Raw genomic sequence first — 17,703 nt, 5'->3', positions numbered from 1 at the left:
CAACCTCCAGAGGCGGGGTGGGTTTACAGGTCGGCGGTCCCGCGGGCACCGGCACCCGGGGACGCCAGCGTCGCCCTGATGGTCTCTGCCACCGTGTCCACGTGGGGTGCCGCGACAATGCCGTAGTGGTCCGTGGGCAGATACCTGCGTACGGCGGACGGCGGCAGGCAGGTGTTCCACTGCCGGTCCGGCTCCTGAGGGTCTGCGGGGGTGGGCATGCCCGCCGTGGGGTGTTCGGCCAGCCACAGATATGTGGGGACGGAGACGAGTGGCCGTACGCGATGTTCCCCGAGGCTGCGCAGGTTCGCGCGGCAGCAACGGGCCAGCCTCTCGGCGTACGCCTGTGCGCGCTCGGCCGGCAACGAGAAGGCGCCGGCGCCGAGTTCGGCGGCGAACACTCTGTCCAGGTCAGCCTCGTCGTAGGCGGCGACCAGTGCTTTTGCCTCGGGCGGTGGCGGATCCAGAAGGTGGAGCGACTCCAGCGGCCGGCCGGCCGACTCGGAGAGGCCCGCCATCTCCATCGCCACGCGGGCGCCGTAGGACCATCCGGCCAGGTGGAGCCGGTGGTCCGGTCCGCCGAAGCGCTCACGTAGCTGCGCGTCGTAGTGGTGGGCCCGCTCGGTCAGTGACCACGCGGGTATCCCGGTGTCGCGGAGTGCCGGGTCGGCGATGAGGCACACCGTCGGTGCGGGGCCGAGCGCTGCCACCAGGGAGCGGTAGGCCTGGATGTCTCCGCCCACGGGGTGCACCAGGCACAGGACGGCCGAGCCGGTTCCCTCCTGCCAGATGTCGAGGACGACCCGGGAGGTGCCCCGGGCCGCCTCGGTGGTGGGCTCGGCGGAGGTGAGGGCCGCCTCGATGTGTTTCAGGATCTCCGTGAGGCTGACGCGGTGGCTGAAGGAGGCCAGGTCGAACTCGACGCCGTAGTCGTCCTCGATCCGGGCGATCAGGCTGATCAGGGTCAGTGAGTCGGCGCCCAGGTCGTAGAGGGAGTCCTCGGGGTCCAGTTCGTCCACGCCCAGCAGATCCTGGATCACCCGGGCCATGGTGTCCGCCTGCTCTCCGGAACCGCCGGCGTCGGAGCCTACGACGAGGGCTTCCTCCTCTGCGTCCGTCGGGTGCACCGGTCCGGAGCGCGCGGACGGGGCCGCGATCCCGGTCGGAGCGTAGAAGGCTCGGGAGACATCGATGTCGGTGGTGGACACGAGGAGTTGAGGCAGTTGCAGGGCCAGGGCATGCGCGAAGACCGCTTTGCCCTCCTCGACGGTCAGGCCGACCGCGAGGTGGGCCTGATGGCGGCTGTCCTGGTTCAGGACCCGGGTCGCCATTCCGGTCTCGCTCCAGATGTCCCAGTCGATGCCGATCCGGACGGTCGTCTCCGTCTCGGTGGCCCGGTGGCGGGCGAAGCCGTCGAGGAGGCTCGCGCCGGCCGCGTAGTCGCTCTGGCCGACACCGCCGAGCAGGGCGGACATCGAGGAGCAGTAGACCGCGATCTCCGGGCGGAAGGCTCCGATCAGGTGCTCGACGACGAGTGCGCCCCTCTCGCGGGCCGCGGCGGCGTCACGCATCGCGGTGGCGTCACGTCGTACCAGCAGCCCGCCGTGTCCGAGACCGGCCGCGTGGATGACGCCGTCCAGCCGTGACGTGTGCTCGGCGACGGCCGCCGCCACATCGTGGACGGGCATGGTCGCGAGGTCCGCCGGGACGAGGCCGACGCGGTGGGCCCATCCGTTCAACTCCTCCGGCAGCCGCGGGTTTCGCGACAGCAGCAGGACGCGACCGCGGGTGTGTTCGAGCAGCCAGGCGGCGATGGCGCGGCCTATGCCGCCCGTGCCGCCGAGCACCAGGTGGACGGTGTCCGCTCCGGCCGGTACGAGGGGCCGCGTCCCCTCCGGTTCCGGTACGGGTACGGTGCCCGGCCGCCACCAGTAACCCTGCCGCAGCGCGAGCTGGCGCGGTAGATCCGGTCCGTCGGGACGACCGGTTTCACGTGTTCCGGCGATGACCGAGGCCACGTGTCCGGCCCAGCGGCTGAGGTCGCCGTCGGGGAGATCGAGCCAGTGTCCGTTCAGGGCGGACTCCTGATGGGCGACCTCGACCGGCCCGGCGAGGAGCGCCAGCTCAGGTCTTTCCACCGTGCCTGTCACGGGCCGGGCGCCGTACGACAGCCACCACACACGGGGGGAGCCGTTTCGCCCGGTCAGTGCCTGGGCCAGGGCCGCAGTGCTGTCCAGGCAGGCGTGACGGGCGTGTTCCAGGGTGCCGGGACCGACCGGCCCCGTCACGTCGAGGGGCAGGGTGTGCACCCACTCCGTGTCCGCGGAGGCGGGGACACCGTCCGCGGACAGCGCGTCGAGCAGCCGGCGCAGAGACGCCGGGTCGGCGGGGTCCGCGTCGTAGGCGTTCGGTCCTCTGCGGGCGAAGGCGCCGGCCGGGTGCACCCGTATCACCCGCGCTGCCACCGCCTCGAAGGGTGCGAGCGCTGTCCGCGGAGTGTTCTCGGACGCTACGACGACCACGGTGGACGCGCGGCCGGCCGGCGCGCCGGTGTCCGCGACGGCGGCACGGCGCAGCCGGACCCAGTGCGGCTGGTGCAGCCAGTTCTCCCGGGGAAGCCGCCGGGGTGTGGCGGCCGGGACCTCGCGAGGCTTCTCGGGCAGCCGGTCGAAGTCGTGTTCCGAGAGGGAGAAGGACGGGGGAGGGAAGTCCCAGGGCGCCGGAGCGGAGCCCGCCCCCCAGTCGACAGTGCGTCCGGCTGCCCAGTCCTCGGCGAGGTCGTGGGCCGTGCGACCGGCCGCGGAGACCGTGATGGCGTCCGGGTCCGCGGTACCGGGCGGCACCGCTCCCGCGGCCACCTCGCGCAGCCAGCGCTCGGCCGCGGCGGCGTCCGTCACGGGTGCCGCGGTCCGCAGGCGGCGAGCGACCCGCCCGGCCTGGAGATGACGCAGCACGAACCCGTAACGCTCCGGGTGGAGTTGGAGGTAGTCGGCGAGCCGCGAGGCGTCGGCGGCGAGGGCGTCCGTCGTGGAGGCCGACAGCACCAGGCACTCGGGTACCTCGCGGGTCGCCACCGGTCCGGGCGCGGTGTCCTGCTCCACGATGACGTGGGCGTTGGTGCCGCCGATCCCGAAGCTGCTGACCGCGGCCACCCGTTCGCGTCCCCCGGGCCAGGGTGTGGCCTCGGCCGGGACGTAGAAGGGAGCGGGATCGGGGCCGATCTCGGGGTTGAAGGCACGGAAGTTGAGGTTGGGCGGGAGCGTCCCGTGGTGCACGGCGAGGACCGCGCGTACGAGGCCCACCACACCGGCGGCCGCGCCCATGTGGCCGAGCTGGCTCTTGACGGAGCTCAGAGCACAGCGGCCGGACTCGCTCACGTCGAACGCCTGCCGAAGCGCTCCCACTTCGATCGGGTCGCCCAGCCGGGTGCCGGTGCCGTGTGCCTCCACATAGCCGAGGTCGGCGCCTGTGCGTCCGGCGCGGGACAGGGCGCTCCGGATCACCTCCCGCTGTCCGGCGAGGGACGGCGCGGTGTAACTCATCTTCGCCGCACCGTCGTTGTTGATCGCGGAGCCTGTGATGAGTGCGTGGACGGTGTCGCCGTCGCGCCGTGCCCGTCGCAGCGTCTTGAGGACCACGACGCCGACGCCGCTCGCGCCGACCGTGCCGGTGGCGTCGTCGCTGAAGGGCCGGCAGTCGCCGTCCGCGGAGAAGATGTGCTGCGGGCGGTAACGGTAGCCGCCGGTCAGCCCGGGGTCGATGAGTACTCCTCCGGCGAGCATCACGTCGGCTTCGCCCTGCCGGAGCAGACCGGCGGCGAGGTGCACGGCGACCAGAGAGCTGGAGCAGGCTGTCTGGGCGCTGAAGACGGGGCCGGTCAGCCCGAGGTGGTACGCCACCTTGGTGGCCAGGAAGTCCTTCTCATGGTGGAGGGCGAGCTGGAAGCCGTCGGGCAGCCGGTCGGGGTCCGCCTCGCGCAGCAGGGACTGGAAGTAGGTGTTCTCCCCGGCTCCGGCCACCAGGCCCACCCGGGTGGCCGAGGTGTCCGACAATCCGGCGTGCGCCAGGGCCTGCACGCCGGCCATCAGCAGGTGACGCTGCTGGGGGTCCATCAGACGTGCCTCTTGGGGGCTGATGCCGAAGTGGCCCGGGTCGAAGTCGAGCATGCCGTCGAGCGTGCTGTGCGCGCCGACGACTCCTTCCGGCGCGTCGATGCGGCGGATTCCGGTGCCGCCGGAGACCACCAGCTCCCAGAAGGCGGCCAGGTCCGGGGCGCCGGGCACCCGTACCGCCATGCCGACGACCGCGATCGGCTCGCCGGGGTCGGGGAGCTCGTCATTCTCCGCGGCCGGTGGGGTGAGCGGCCGCGGGGTGGTGAGGTGGCGGGCCAGGGAGCGGACGGTGACGTGCTCGAACAGATCCGCGATGCTGAAGCGCAGACCGAGTGCCGTGGTGCAGCGCAGGTGGAAGCGCATCAGGGCGAGACTGGAGGCACCCGCCTCGAAGAAGGTCTGGTCCGGTGCGATCGCCGACCCGGTGACCTCCTCGAAGGCGGCGGTGAGGCGCTCCTCCTCGGCCGACAGACCCGTGCGGGTGATCGCGGAACGACGTATCTCTTCCCCCGGTGCCCGGGCGGCCGACTGCCGGTCCAGCTTGCCGCTGGGTGCGCGGGGCAGTCTCTCCAGCTTACGGAAGCGGTCCACCCGTACGTAGGAGGGCAGCAGGGCGGACAGATGCGCGGTCAGTTCCGCGGCGGACGGCGTTTCGCCACGGATCTCCAGGCCGGCCGTCAGCTGCTCTCCGTCACGTGTGACGACGGCGTTGACCACCGCCGGATGGCGCAGCAGTGCCGCCTCGACGGAGCCGAGTTCGAGCCGGTGCCCGCTCAGTTTGATCTGCTGGTCGTCGCGGCCCGCGTAGTGCAGCAGGCCCCCACGGTCGAAGAACGCCCGGTCACCGCTGCGGTAGAACAGACCCGCGCCGGGGAGTTCGACGAAGCGGGTGTCGTCCGGTGCGGTTTCGTCGAGGTAGCAGCGGGTGGTCATGGTGCCGCCGATCAGCAGCTCGCCGGCGCACCCGGTCGGGACCGGGTCGCCCTGGGCGTCCACCACCCGCAGATCGGCGCCGGCCACCGGGCGTCCGATGGCGGGCCGCTCGGGCCACTGCCCGGGATCTCCCTCCAGACACAGGGCGCTCACCACATGGGTCTCGGTCGGCCCGTAGTGGTTGAACAGACGCGCGCCGGGGAGTCCGGCGAACCAGCGCCGGATGCTGTCCGTACACACCAACTGCTCGCCCGCGGTGACCACTTCGCGCAGCCGGGAGGGATACCTGTTCAGGCGGACGGCGTACTCGGCGAGCAGGTGCAGGGCCACATAGGGCATGAAGATCCGCTCGGCGCCCGCGGAGTCCAGCCGGTCCAGGAGCGCGGGCACGTCCTGACGCCACTCAGGACGAATGAGCTGGAGGCTGCCACCCGTGCACAGCGTCCCGAAGATCTCCTGGAAGGACACGTCGAACGCCAGCATCGAGAACTGCTGGGTGACTGCGGGGGCGGTCAGGCCGCCGGGGCCGGACTGCCACCTGATCAGGTCGCACAGGGTGCGGTCGTGGATCTGCACGCCCTTGGGGACGCCGGTGGAGCCGGAGGTGAACAGTGTGTACAGGGGGCGGGCGCCGTCGTGTGCCGACGCGTCGACCGTGCGTCGGCCATACGTCTGCCCGTCGTACGACGCGCTCGTGCCGTCGCCCTTCACCGGCGCCGGGACCACCGGTACGACGAGGTGGCGCACCACACCGTCCGGGAGCAGCGTGTCCAGCGTCGTCGAGCCGTCCCGCGTGGCCAGGACGCACAGCGGGTCGATCTGTTTCAGGACGCGGCGCAGCACGTCGGCCGGGTAGGAGGGGTCGAGGGGCGCGGCGGTGACGTTCAGCCGTGCCAGCGCCAGCAGCGCCACCACGTGCTCGACGGAGGGCTCCAGGTACAGGGCCGCCCGGCAGGGGCTGCCGCCGGCCGGGATCGGGTAGCGGTCGGCCAGTTCCGTGGCGAGTGCCGCGGCCCGGGCGTCGAGGGCCGCGTAGCTCAGGGTGACGCCGTCGGCCGTGACGACGGCGGGGGCGTGCGGAGTGCGGGCGACCTGCCGGCCGAAGCCTTCGGCGATCGTGCTGAAGCCGGTGTCCGGGGCGGGTCCGCGGCCGTGCTCCGGAAGGGAACGCCGGTACGGCACGACGAGCTCCCGGGCGGTGGAGCGGCCACCGGCCGCGAGCGCGTCCACGCCTCGCCGCAGCAGCTCCGCCATCGCCTCGACGTCCTCGCCGGTGAACCGGTCCTCGGCGTACTCCCACAGCACGTCGAGTCCGTCCGCGTGCTCGACCACGGTGACCGTCATCGGGCACTTGGCCTCCGGCGCCGCCCACCACAGGGGGCGCTGGGCGCAGCCGGGCAGCCGCAGTGCCCCGAAGTCGGTGTTCTCCAGGACGAACAGAAAGTCGAACGGCGTGCTGTCGCCGACGCCCTCCCAGCCGGTCAGGACGTCCGTGAGCGCCACGTCCTGGCATCCCAGTACCTGCCCTGTGCCGGTCCTGGTACGGGCGAGGTGTGAGCGCAGGTCCTCACCGGGCGCGACGGTCACAGGCAGCAGCACGGTGTTCGCCATCATGCCCACGCTGTTCTCGAACTCGCGCACCGGGCGGCCCGCGACCGGAGCGGCGACGCGCGGGCTGACCAGGCCGGTCACGCCGTACAGGCACCAGGAGAACACGCTCAGCAGGACCTGGAACCGGGTCAGTCCGAACTCGGCGCACAACTGGTCCACTTGGGCCCGCCGGACGACGTCGAGCGACGTGTGCAGCAGGTGCGCCCGCGGTGCCGGAGCGGCGTCCTGGGCGGGCAGCGGCTCCAGCGGATCCGCCAAACCCCGGTAGAACGTGAGGAGTTCAGCGCGCTGCGCCTGGTAGGCAGGGCTCGCGAACCGGTCGCTCTGCCAGACGGCGAAGTCCAGCGGGGTCGGAGCGGGTGCCTCGGGCCGGCCGTTTTCGGCGTAGGCGGCCGACAGGTCGTGCAGCAGGATGCTCAACGACCAGCCGTCCACGGCGATGTGGTGCAGGTGAAGCAGGAGCGTGCCGCCGTCGTCACGCGGCAGCCAGCAGGCTCGGAGCATGCGGGGGACGGCGAGGTCGAAGGGCTCGGCGAAGAAGGTGTCGGCGAAGGCGTGTGCTTCTTCCTCGTCCCAGGCGTGCTGGGGGCCCGGTTCGTGCCAGGGGTCGTAGGGCTCTGAGACGGTCTGCTCCAGGCCGTCCGGCCCGGGGCCGAAGCCCGTCCGCAGCGCCTCGTGGCGTGTCACCAGGCCGCGCAGCGCTCGCCGGAGGCCGGCGGTGTCGACAGGTCCGTCCACGCGGAAGGCCTGGTTGACGGAGTAGGCCCGGGAGCCCGGCGTGTGACGCTGTACCAGCCACAGCCGCTGCTGTTCGCTGGTGGCGGGCGCCGAGCGGGCACCGGAGACCACCGGTGCCGGCAAGGCACTCTCCTCGCCGGGACGGACCGTGGCGACCGACCCGGCGACGGCGGCCAGGTCGCCGTGCAGGACGGCCGCCTGGGACAGCTCGCGGCCCCATCGCTGTCGTACCGCGAAGCAGAACCGGAGCGCCTTCAACGAGTCACCGCCGCTGGCGATCCACCGGTCGCCGAGCCCGAGGCCGGTGGTGCCGAGTATCTCCTCGGCCAGATCGACGACCCCGCGCTCCGTCTCCGTCATGGCCGGTCCCTCGGCGCCGGGGGAGGCGGGCCGCCAGGGCCGGTCGGCCTGCCGAAGCAGGGCGGCCTCGTCGATCTTGCTGTTGGCGTTCAGCGGCAGCTCGGCCACGAGATGGATCCGGTGGGGGCGCATGTAGGCGGGCAGGTGGGCCGCCAGGTGGCTGTCGAACTCCTCGTAGGACAGTTCCTGTCTCAGGACGACGAACGCCAGCAGTTCGTTGGGCCCCTCCTGGCCCGCGCGGCGCGTGCACACGTAAGCCTGTTGGACAGCCGGGTGGGTGAGAACGCGCCGTTCCACCTCGCCCGGCTCGATCCTGAAGCCACGGACCTTGACCTGGCGGTCGGTTCGTCCGACGTACTCCACCAGGCCCTCGTTGTCGGCCCGTACGAGGTCACCCGTGCGGTAGTACCGTTCCTCGCCGCCGTCCAGCCACGTGAGCCGCACGAAGCGCCGCTCGGTCTCCTCGGGGAGGTTGCGGTATCCGGCGGCGAGCCCGGCTCCGCTCAGCAGCAGTTCGCCGACCTCACCGGGTGCGGCGACCCGCTCCTGACCCGGTACGACCAGGACGGCACCGGTCTGCGGTAAGGGCCGGCCGATCGGCACCACAGCCCCGTCGAAGTCCCGCGGGATCGGGTGGCACAGGGCGAAGGTGCTGGCCTCCGTCGGTCCGTAGGCGTTGAGCAGACGGGTGCCGCTGTCGGGGTTGTCACGGTACCAGCGGCGTATTGTCCGGGCGTCGAGCTGCTCACCGCCCACCAGCACCTCGCCGGCCGCGGCGAAGCAGTCCGGCACGGCCGTGACCATCGCGTTGAACAGGGCCGTGGTGATGAAGACGGTGTCCACGCGCTCGTGCCGCAGTGCCGCGGCGAGCCGCTCGGGAGTCCGCACGTCCCCGTCGCTCAGGATCACGCAGCAGCCACCGGTCAGCAGGGGCACCCAGACTTCGAAACTCAGCGCGTCGAAGGCCGGATTGGCCAGGCAGGCATAGCGCAGACCGGGCTCGACGCGGATGTAGCCGGGTTGTGCCAGTCGCCGGACCCCGGCGTCACGGACCTCGACTCCCTTGGGCTGCCCCGTCGTTCCGGAGGTGTAGAACAGGAAGGACACCTCGCCGGGGACGGACGGTGCCTCCACGGCGGCCACGGCAGCCGCGGCGTCGGGGAGTTCGGGCACAAGGGCGTCCGCGGCGAGCACCTCCACGTGCTGCGGGAGCCCGGCGACGCTCTCGATCGCCTCGTGCACCAGAGCGACCGCGGCGGAGTCCCGGAGGATGAAGTGACGGCGTTCCACGGGGCTCTGCCTGTCGAGGGGCACGACCTGCGCCCCCAGCCGCAGAATGCCCAGCATCACGCAGACCAGCCGCCACGACCGCGGCAGCGCCACCGCCACGGCCTGCCCCGCGGTGACACCCCGGCGCCCCAGCTCCTGGGCGACGCCGGCGGCTGCCACGTTCAACGTCGCGTAGTCGAGGCGGACTTCGCCGTCGACGACTGCCTCGGCGTGTGGTGTGCGAAGAGCCCGGCGGTGAATCTCAAGTGCTATCCCGGCCGGGGCGCTCACGTCCTCGGCCACGTCGGTGGGGGACGCTTCGACATGCGGTTTCATCGTGCCTCCGACGTGCCTGAAAGTGTGGTGCACTCCGTCTCGCCCTGGCCGGGGTCGGAGGTCAGCCGATGCAGTTCGGCGGTGAGGACGGCGGCGACGCGGGGCAGTTCGTCGCTCTCCAGCATGTCCCAGTGACCGCAGGCAACCGGCTCGACCACGAACTCGCCGCTGACGCGATGCCGCCAGAACGCCCGTAGCCGAGCGGCGGCGTTTTCGGCGTCCGCTTCCTCGTCCTCCACGGCCGTCGCCTGCATCAGCACGACACGGGCGGGCGATCGGGGAACGGCGTAGTCGCGCCCTGTCTCGCGGTGGTGGTTGTAGACGTTCAGGTACCGGGCCACCTGGTCGTCGTCGATACCCGGGTACATGCCGTTGAAGCGCACCAGCTTCTCCCGGAACTCCTCCATACCGACCGGCGCGATCGCTGCGCGCTGCTCGTCGTCCTGGGCACCGTGGGTGTCGAGAAGGACCACGCTCACCTTCTTGTGTCCGGCCGCCACCAGGCGGCGGCCCATCTCGTACGCGATGAGACCGCCGTAGGAGAGCCCGCACAGCACCAGTGCCTCGTCCGTGCGGGGACCGACGAGCCGCAGATACTCCTCGGCCATCGCCTCGACACCGGGCAGGGTGGACTCGCCGGCATCGATGCCGGGTGCCTGAAGCCCCACCACACCGATGTCGTCGGCCAGTTCGGCGGACAGTGGCAGGTAGCAGAACGCGGTGCCGCCGGCGGGGTGCACACACACCACGCGCTGCCGGCCGCCGCCCGCACGGAATTCGACCAGGCTGCCGGGTTCCGCGGACCGCGCGGTATCGCCCCCGTTGCCGCGCACCCGCTCGGCGAGCGCCTCGATGGTGGGGTGCAGCATGACCTCCCGGACGGGCAGAGCGACGCAGAGTTCCTCCTGGACGGCGGACGCCATCTTGATCGCCGATATCGAAGTGCCGCCCAGCTCGAAGAAGTTGTCACCGATACCGAAGTCCGGGTGCAGCAGCACCCCGCGCCAGACCCGGTACAGCGCCATCTCCACATGGTCGCGGGGCGCGGCCGTGTTGACCTGCCCGGCGCGGGTTTCCGCCGCGGCGCGCAGCACCTGTGTCCGGTCCACCTTGCCGCTGCGGATCAACGGCAGTCGCGGGAACTCGGCCACCACGGCGGGGATCATGTAGTCCGGCAGCCTGTCCTTGAGGGCCGCACGCCACTCGTACGGCATCCGCGTGGCCCCGGCGTCACAGCCCACGCCGGCGACCAGACGGGGGCCACCGGGGGCGTCGCGATCGGCCAGGACGACGGCCTCCCGCACCCCGGGGACCGCCAGCAGCGCCGCCTCGACCTCGCCGGGTTCGATACGGAATCCGCGCAGCTTGAGCTGGTCGTCGCGGCGGCCGACGTACTCGGCGTTGCCGTCCGGCAGCCAGCGCGCCAGGTCGCCGGTGCGGTAGAGGCGTTCACCGGGGACGAACGGGTCGGGCACGAAGAGTTCGTCGGTGAGGTCGGGGCGGTTCAGATATCCACGGGCCAGACTCGCTCCGCCGAGGTAGACCTCTCCGGGAACTCCCACGGGTACCGGACGCATGCGGTCGTCGAGCAGGTACAGGCGTGTGCCACGCAGCGGCCGTCCGATGGGACAGGACCGCTCGTACGGCTGTGGGTCGGTGTAGGCGGTGGAGTAGAGCGTGGCCTCGGTCGGGCCGTAGCCGAAGCAGATGCGCAGGCCGGGCAGCAGCTCACGCATGCGGTGCAGGGTGCTCTCAGGCAGGGATTCCACTCCGGTGAGGAGCTGACGCAGGCTCGATCCGGCCAGGCGCTCCGCCGGATCCTCGCCGATCCACAGGACGTAGGACGGAGGCAGAAACGCCTGGGTGACCTTGCGTTCGCGCATCCAGTCCAGCAAGGCCCGTGGGTCTCCGCGGAGTTCGTCGGGAACCAGGTGGAGTACGGCGCCGGTGGCCAGCGGAACGAGGAGTTCGTGCACCGACGCGTCGAAGCCGATGCTCGACCAGGCGGAGGATGCCTCGCCGGGGGCGTCCCCCATGAGTTCGCGCCAGTGGTCGAAGAGATTGACGACGCTGCCGTGCGTCACCGCCACGCCCTTGGGGCGGCCGGTCGACCCCGAGGTGTAGATGACGTAGGCGAGCCGGGTCCGGTCCACGTCGATGACCGGTGCCTCGTCGTGCGACCCTTCTGCCTCCACCTTCGCCAGGTACTCCCACAGCCGTCCGCGGTCGTCCGCGGTGTCCCTCTCGTCGGTCAGCACGAGGACCGGTGCCGCGTCGCTCACCATGGCGCCGAGCCGCTCCGAGGGCTGGCCGGGGTCGAGAGGCAGGTAGGCGGCTCCGGATTTGAGGATCCCGAGCACGCCGATGACGAGTTCGGCCGTACGTCCGGCGTGCAGGCCCACCACGCGATCGGGACCGGCACCGCGGGCGATCAGCGCATGGGCGAGACGGTTGGCCCGGCGGTCGAGTGTCGCGTAGTCCAGCTCCGCGTCGCCGGCCACCACCGCACACTGCCCGGGGCGTTCTCGGACCTGCGCGGCGAAGCGCTCCAGTACGTCTGCCGACGCGGGATCGGCCACGGTGGGCCCTGTGCTGAAGTCGGCGAGGAGCGCCCGCTGCTCGTCCTCGTCGAGCAGTGTCAGGTCGGCGATCTCAGCATCGGGCCGCTCGGTCATCAGCCGCAGCACGCGCCGGAATTGACGTATGAACCGTTCGATCGTCGCCCGGTCGAAGAGCGCCACCGCGTAGTCGATCTCCCCGGTGAGGCGCCGCCCCTCGTCGGCCAGGGCCAGGACCATGTCGAACTTCGCGGGTACGTGGGCGGCGTCCTCCCGCAACTCGACCCGCAGGCCAGGAAGTTCGAGCTCCAGCCGCATGGAGGGGACCCAGGCGAACATGGTCTGGAACAGGGCTGTGTAGGACGGGCTCCGCGGTGGGTTGACCAGTTCGACGACTCGCTCGAAGGGGAGATCGACGTGCTTGAGGGCGTCACGGATCCGCTGGTTCACCCGCTTCAGGGCGTCCTTGACGCTGAGTGAGCCGGAGAGGTCCGCGCGCAGGGCGAGGGTGTTGACGAAGAAGCCGATCAGGCCCTCGACGTCGCCGCGTCGACGGTTCGACGTGGGGGCGCCGACAACGATGTCGTCCTCCCCGGAGAGGAGGGACAGCAGCACGGACCAGCCGGTGAGGACGGTCGCGTAGAGGGAGACATCGTTGTCTGCGGCCAGCGCACGCAGGGCTCGCGTCAGATCCTCGTCGACGGTCACGGGCACCCGATCGCCGTGGAAGCCCTGCTCGGGCGGGCGGGGCCGATCGGTGGGAAGGGAGATCACGGCCGGGATGCCGGCCAGTGCGGTGGTCCAGTAGTCGGCGTGCGAGGCGGGCTCGTGTCCCGACATCCACTCCCACTGCCAGCGCGTGTAGTCCCTGTACTGCCAGGCGAGTTCGGGCAGCGGGACGTCCTGCCCCTGCTGAAGCGCGGAGTACGTCACGCCCAGCTCTTTCAGTAGCAGGGAGCGGGACCAGCCGTCGAAGATGAGGTGATGCGCCATCAGGATCAGTACGTGATGGTGCGGTTGGAGCGCTATCAGGCAGCCGCGCACCATGGGCTCCTCGCCCAGGCGGAACGGGGTGCCCTCCACCTCCGACCGTATGCGCGCGAATCGTTCGGCCGCGTCCGGCAGTCCCGTCAGGTCCTCGAAGGTCACCGGGAACCCCGTGTCCGGCGGATCGACGACTTGAAGAGCCGAACCCTCGAAGGGGACCAGCCGGGTGCGCAGGGCCTCGTGCCGGGCCGCGAGCAGATGCAGCGCCTTGATGAGCAGGTCCCGGTCCAGCGGCCCCTGGATTTCGAAGGGCATCGGCTCGTTGTAGGCGGCGCTGGCGTCGCCGTCCATGCGTGCCATGACCCACAGGCGCTCCTGCGCCAGTGACAAAGGCGCGGGTTTTATGTCTTCGCCGGAATGATTACTGACTGCGATTCGGGGTAAAGACACGGGTTACCCTTCACGAGAAGAGAACGCGGCGAAAATCGGGTAAAGCGCGATCTGAAAGAAAGACCTGCAGGGCTGGGGTCTTCGGCCGGACCTCAGCTGGAGACGAGCGGCTATCCGGCCTGGTCAACGCTGTCGTTGCACTGCCGTGCGGGCAGTGCGGAGTGCGGGAGAAGCTCTATGGAGTTGAGCGGGGTACCTGCAGAGTGGCGATTGTGGACGGTTCTGTTTATTCGGCCGCCCGCATGGTGGCACATTTTTGTTGATGCTAAATGCGCTTCGATTGGGTGGTCAACTGTGACCAATGCCACACCCGTTCACTGATGGAATGCTGTTTGCGCTCGGCGTACGACATTAAGGGTCTTGCCTGAAGATAGCGGGCTACAAGGGGTCAATGGTTCACTTCGGTCGTGCCGCGCTCCCCCCGTCGGGGACCGCGTATCCGGAGACAGAAGGCCATCGCAAGGTCATGACCACGGAGTCGTCCTCGGCGAACCAGGAGTGATCCACCCCCTGGCCCCAGACGACGTAGTCGCCCTGTCGCTCCAGCAGCACGCTGCGGCCGGGGAACTCCATACGGAAGCGTCCAGTGATGAGAACCAGCAGCGCTGTCCGCACCTCACCCTGCACCCACTGGGCTCGTTGCTCACCGCGTGGATGGACACCCCATTTCACCTCGACGGCGTCACTGTGGCGGGGATCGCCCTGCTCCATGAAATGCCCGAGCAGCCATCCCCGGTTCACTGTCGCGTCCTTGCCCGCATTGCCTACGTACACGCCGTCGTCCATGAGCCCGAACGCTAGCAACCGGGGGTGCGGTGTCAGCCGCAGCACGATCAATCACGGGGCCACGGTCCTCACTTGCCGACGCCCCGGACGGGTTCACCCCGGCCGGGGCCCTGCGCTCGGACCGGCCCGAGCGCTACGGGCCGACCCCGAGCACTACGGGCCGACGTCGTTCACCGAGACCCGTCGGCCAACCTGCGTGCGGCCACCTCCGCTCCGTCGGTGCGGAGCCGGCTGCCCAGGGACTTCGCACGCGCCCGGGTCTCGGGTGACAGAGCGGTCTTGAGCGCGATGCCCAGAGATTCGACGGTCGTGGTCGGAGCGTCGAGGGCCGCACCGAGGTCCAATGCCGCCACCCGGCCTGCCCAGTAGGGGTTGTCCGACAGTTGGAGAGGTATCACCACTTGGGGCGTGCCCGCACGGGCCGCCGTCAGCGTCGTACCCGCGCCGCCGTGGTGGACCACAGCGGCCACCTTGCCGAACAGGTTCTGATGGTTGGCCTCGCCGACGGCGAAGCAGTCGTCCCCGTCGCGGACGAGATCCAGGTCCGCCCACCCGCGGGACACGAGCACGCGGTGCCCCTGTGCGCGGATCGCCTCGACGGCCATGCCTCCGACGCCTTCGGCCGGGGGCAGACTGCCGAAGCCGACGTAGACCGGTGGGGTGCCCGAGTCCAGGAACCTCGCCAGGTCCGCCGGGAGGGGCCGTTCGTCCGCGAGGGTCCACGCGCCTGTCTGTGCGACGTCGAGCCCGGGGGTCTCCCGCCACGGTCCCAGGACCGGGTCCGCCGCCAGCCACGGACGGTCGGTGAGGATGTGATCGCGCACGTTGTCCACCGGCGGCAGACCGATTTCTGCCCGGTGGCTGTTGAGTGCCTCGCCGAACTGCGCGTTGACGTTCTGGGCGTCCAACTCCCACAGCGTCCGGTTGTCGGCGACCTCGGGCTCCGGCCAGCCCGGCCGCGGTGGTGGCGTGTGGTGCGGCGACGGCAGGTGGACCGCCGCATAGCTCACGTACAGGTAGGAGATACCCGCGGCCTCGGCCACGGATCGCGCGGCGACCTGCCCCAGACCTGCCGCCACCACCACGTCACAACCGTCGAACGCCGCAGGGAAGGTGTCGAACTGCGTCTCGACCAACTCGTTCCTGTAGCGGGCCAGGTCCTTTGCCGAGGGCAGGCTCTTCCCGCGCATCAACTCCCGTACAGGCGGCCCGACCGGCACCAGCCGCACTCCGATACCTGCGAGCCGCTCGGCGAACTCCTCGTCCGGCGGGGCGCACATCCGCACCTCCGCACCGAGCGCCCGCAGCCGCACGGCGAGTGCCACCAGTGGTTCGACGTCGCCACGTGTCCCGTATGTAGACAACAGCACCCGCATTCAGCGTCCTCTTTCGTCGGGTCGTCCATGCGCTTCTGTCGTTTCCGCCCAGGCTCGGGGTGGTGGCCGCCGGCGGCGATATGTTCGTTGTCGGGAATGACCGGCAGCAGTGTAGGTCGCGTGTCGGCCAGGGCGGGGGAGGGTTGCCGCGCATCATCGCGCTTGGTCGCGTCGGTCAACTTGGCTATGTCGCAGCAGACTTCGGCCTTCGGAAGTTACTGGAGCAGACATCTCGGTGGCTACGGTGCGCGTGAGGCTCGGTGGCTACGGTGCGCGTGAGGCTCGGTGGCTACGGTGCGCGTGAGGCAGGAGGTTCGGCGTCGGCCGGCTCTGGGCAGTCTGTGCTTGGCGAGGTGTGCAAGATCCCCCATCGTCCACACAACCGGAGTGCTACGCGATGCAGAGTCCGTCCACACCCGTACCTGATGTCTCGGTCATCCTGCCCTGCGCCGGAAACGCAACACGTTTCGGGGCGCCTTACCCGAAGGAGTTGCACTGTCTGGCTCCTGGGGTCACCGTGCTGGACCGCAGCCTGGAAGCCGTCGTCGAACTCGCCAAGAGCGGACTCAAGGTGCGCCTGGTCGTCGTGTTCGGAACACACAAACTGGACACCGTGAGTTATCTCCTTCGCTATGCCGACACCTTCCAAATGGTCTTCGTCCACCAGGACGAGTCGTTCGGACCTGGTCTCGACGGCGCGATCCGGTCCGCTCTGCCGATGACCCAGGGGCCGGTTGCCCTCGTGCTGCCCGACATCGTTGTCTCAGGGGCGGATACGCCTGGCAAGCTCCTTGACGCCTTACGGCAGGTGGAGGTGACGGGCTGGAGCGTAGTGGCCGCCGAGGAGCGGGATCACGACACGCTCCGGCAGATGGGCGCGTTGGCCGTGACTGAGGCGGAAGGCGTTCTGACCGTGGGGGCGGCCACCGACAAGCCGACGGATCCCTCGGGCTTCAACGCGTTCTGGGGCATGGTGGCCGTCACCGAGAGCGAGGCGCACAAGCTGCCCGACGTCGTGGGCACAGGAACGATCAACCCGTTGGCCGGTGCGGTCGCTCTCATGGTCGAGGAGATCGTCAACTACAACACTCCCGCGGGCTGACCTATTGCACGCCGACGCATTCGAGCGCGGTTGGCACGATCGGCGTAGGACAAACCCGACACTCGTCAGGCGCGGATTCCTTTCCGGCCGCGCCGGGCGACCCGGTGCGCCTGGACCGTTGGCAAGCGCCACCGGCGGCGGCACCGCGTTACGGGATGTTCGAGATTCCGAACTGCGTCGCCCTGACTACCTGACTAGCTGCGCCGCACGGCGGATCCACGCACAGCCGCACCGCGGATCCGCGCACAGCTTCCGTGCCCTTGCCCGTAGCACTGCAGGGTCGCAGCCGTGACAGGTCATACGGCATCGCTGGGCATTCCGGGCGACTGGGCGATCTCTTGTTCGGCGGCTTCGACGACGGCCAGTACGGCGGCGGCCGCGGCCGCAGGATCGCGGGCCTCGACGGCTCGCACGATCGCGCGGTGACCCGGCAGCGAGGCTTCCACCGCGCCGGGGGTCTGGGTGCTGACGAGGAAGCTGTGTTCCAGCGCGATGTCGACAGCGCGGCCCAGTGAGCCGAGAAGACGGTTGCCGCTGGCGTCGAGCAGGGCCCGGTGGAAGGCGATGTCGGCCTCGACGTAGCCGCTGCGGCCGGGCTCCGCCGCCGCGGCCTCCATGGCCGCCAGGGAGTCGTACAGGGCTCGTACATCGTCGGGGCCGGCCCGGTCGGCAGCGAGCCGGGCCGCCTCGGGCTCGACGATCCGGCGCAGTTCACCCGTGTCGCGCAGCAGAGCCGTGGCGTCCCCGGCCTGTTTCCAGCGCAGCACGTCACGGTCCAGATGGTTCCAGTGCTCCGGGGGCAGCACGCGCGTGCCGGTGCGCGGGCGTACGTGCAGCATCCCCTTGGCCACCAGTGCCTTGACCGCTTCCCGCACCACCCCTCGGCTGACGCCGACCTCGGCCGCGAGCGCGTCCTCGACCGGCAGCGGATCCCCCGGCTCCCACGCGCCACCCACGATGCGCAGCCCGAGTTCGTCGACCACGCGCTGGTGCATGGTCAGGAAGTGCGCCACGATTTCTGCTCTCCCTCTGGACGCCATTCATCGAATCATTTAATGATTGCGTCACAGGGTACGGCCTGTGGGTCC

6 protein-coding genes are annotated in these 17,703 nt (G+C 70.5%); 1 reads left to right on the top strand and 5 read right to left on the bottom strand.

Annotated features, from left to right (window positions below; all coding sequences use genetic code 11):
- Window positions 1-23: 23 nt before the first annotated feature.
- The 4 genes from AB0D14_RS28670 to AB0D14_RS28655 all read right to left on the bottom strand — a co-directional run bounded on the left by AB0D14_RS28670 (window position 24) and on the right by AB0D14_RS28655 (window position 15,513).
- The gene (locus tag AB0D14_RS28670; protein WP_362784607.1) at window positions 24-9,356 is read right to left on the bottom strand and encodes an amino acid adenylation domain-containing protein; all 9,333 of its coding nucleotides are present in this window, start codon (window positions 9,354-9,356) and stop codon (window positions 24-26) included.
- Window positions 9,353-13,351, bottom strand: a complete 3,999-nt coding sequence (locus AB0D14_RS28665; protein ID WP_362784604.1) for an amino acid adenylation domain-containing protein — start codon at window positions 13,349-13,351, stop codon at window positions 9,353-9,355. Before AB0D14_RS28665 ends, AB0D14_RS28670 begins: the two co-directional genes overlap by 4 nt.
- Window positions 13,352-13,747: 396 nt before the next feature.
- On the bottom strand, window positions 13,748-14,137 hold the full coding sequence (locus tag AB0D14_RS28660) for a signal peptidase I (RefSeq protein WP_362784601.1): 390 nt from the start codon (window positions 14,135-14,137) through the stop codon (window positions 13,748-13,750).
- 170 nt (window positions 14,138-14,307) lie between these two features.
- Window positions 14,308-15,513: a glycosyltransferase gene (locus AB0D14_RS28655; RefSeq protein ID WP_362784600.1), complete on the bottom strand. Its 1,206-nt coding sequence runs from the start codon at window positions 15,511-15,513 to the stop codon at window positions 14,308-14,310.
- A 517-nt stretch (window positions 15,514-16,030) separates the two neighbouring features.
- On the opposite strand from AB0D14_RS28655, the gene AB0D14_RS28650 reads away from it, so the two are divergent.
- Window positions 16,031-16,615 (top strand): hypothetical protein, encoded by a 585-nt coding sequence (locus tag AB0D14_RS28650; protein ID WP_362784597.1) that lies wholly within the window; start codon window positions 16,031-16,033, stop codon window positions 16,613-16,615.
- Window positions 16,616-16,911: 296 nt separating this feature from the next.
- On the opposite strand, the gene AB0D14_RS28645 is transcribed toward AB0D14_RS28650, so the two are convergent.
- Window positions 16,912-17,655, bottom strand: a complete 744-nt coding sequence (locus tag AB0D14_RS28645; protein WP_362784595.1) for a FadR/GntR family transcriptional regulator — start codon at window positions 17,653-17,655, stop codon at window positions 16,912-16,914.
- Between the last annotated feature and the right edge of the window lie 48 nt (window positions 17,656-17,703).

The sequence above is a fragment of the Streptomyces sp. NPDC048484 genome, assembly GCF_040651415.1.
GTDB lineage: Bacteria > Actinomycetota > Actinomycetes > Streptomycetales > Streptomycetaceae > Streptomyces.
The sequence above is the reverse complement of the archived record's forward strand: the minus strand, read 5'-3'. Positions and strand labels throughout refer to the sequence as shown.

Excerpts from the sequence above, each read along its gene's own strand:
- AB0D14_RS28660 (WP_362784601.1), bottom strand. The coding sequence starts at position 14,137 with ATGGACGACGGCGTGTACGTAGGCAATGCGGGCAAGGACGCGACAGTG.
- AB0D14_RS28655 (WP_362784600.1), bottom strand. The coding sequence starts at position 15,513 with ATGCGGGTGCTGTTGTCTACATACGGGACACGTGGCGACGTCGAACCA.
- AB0D14_RS28645 (WP_362784595.1), bottom strand. The coding sequence starts at position 17,655 with ATGGCGTCCAGAGGGAGAGCAGAAATCGTGGCGCACTTCCTGACCATG.
- AB0D14_RS28670 (WP_362784607.1), bottom strand. The coding sequence starts at position 9,356 with ATGAAACCGCATGTCGAAGCGTCCCCCACCGACGTGGCCGAGGACGTG.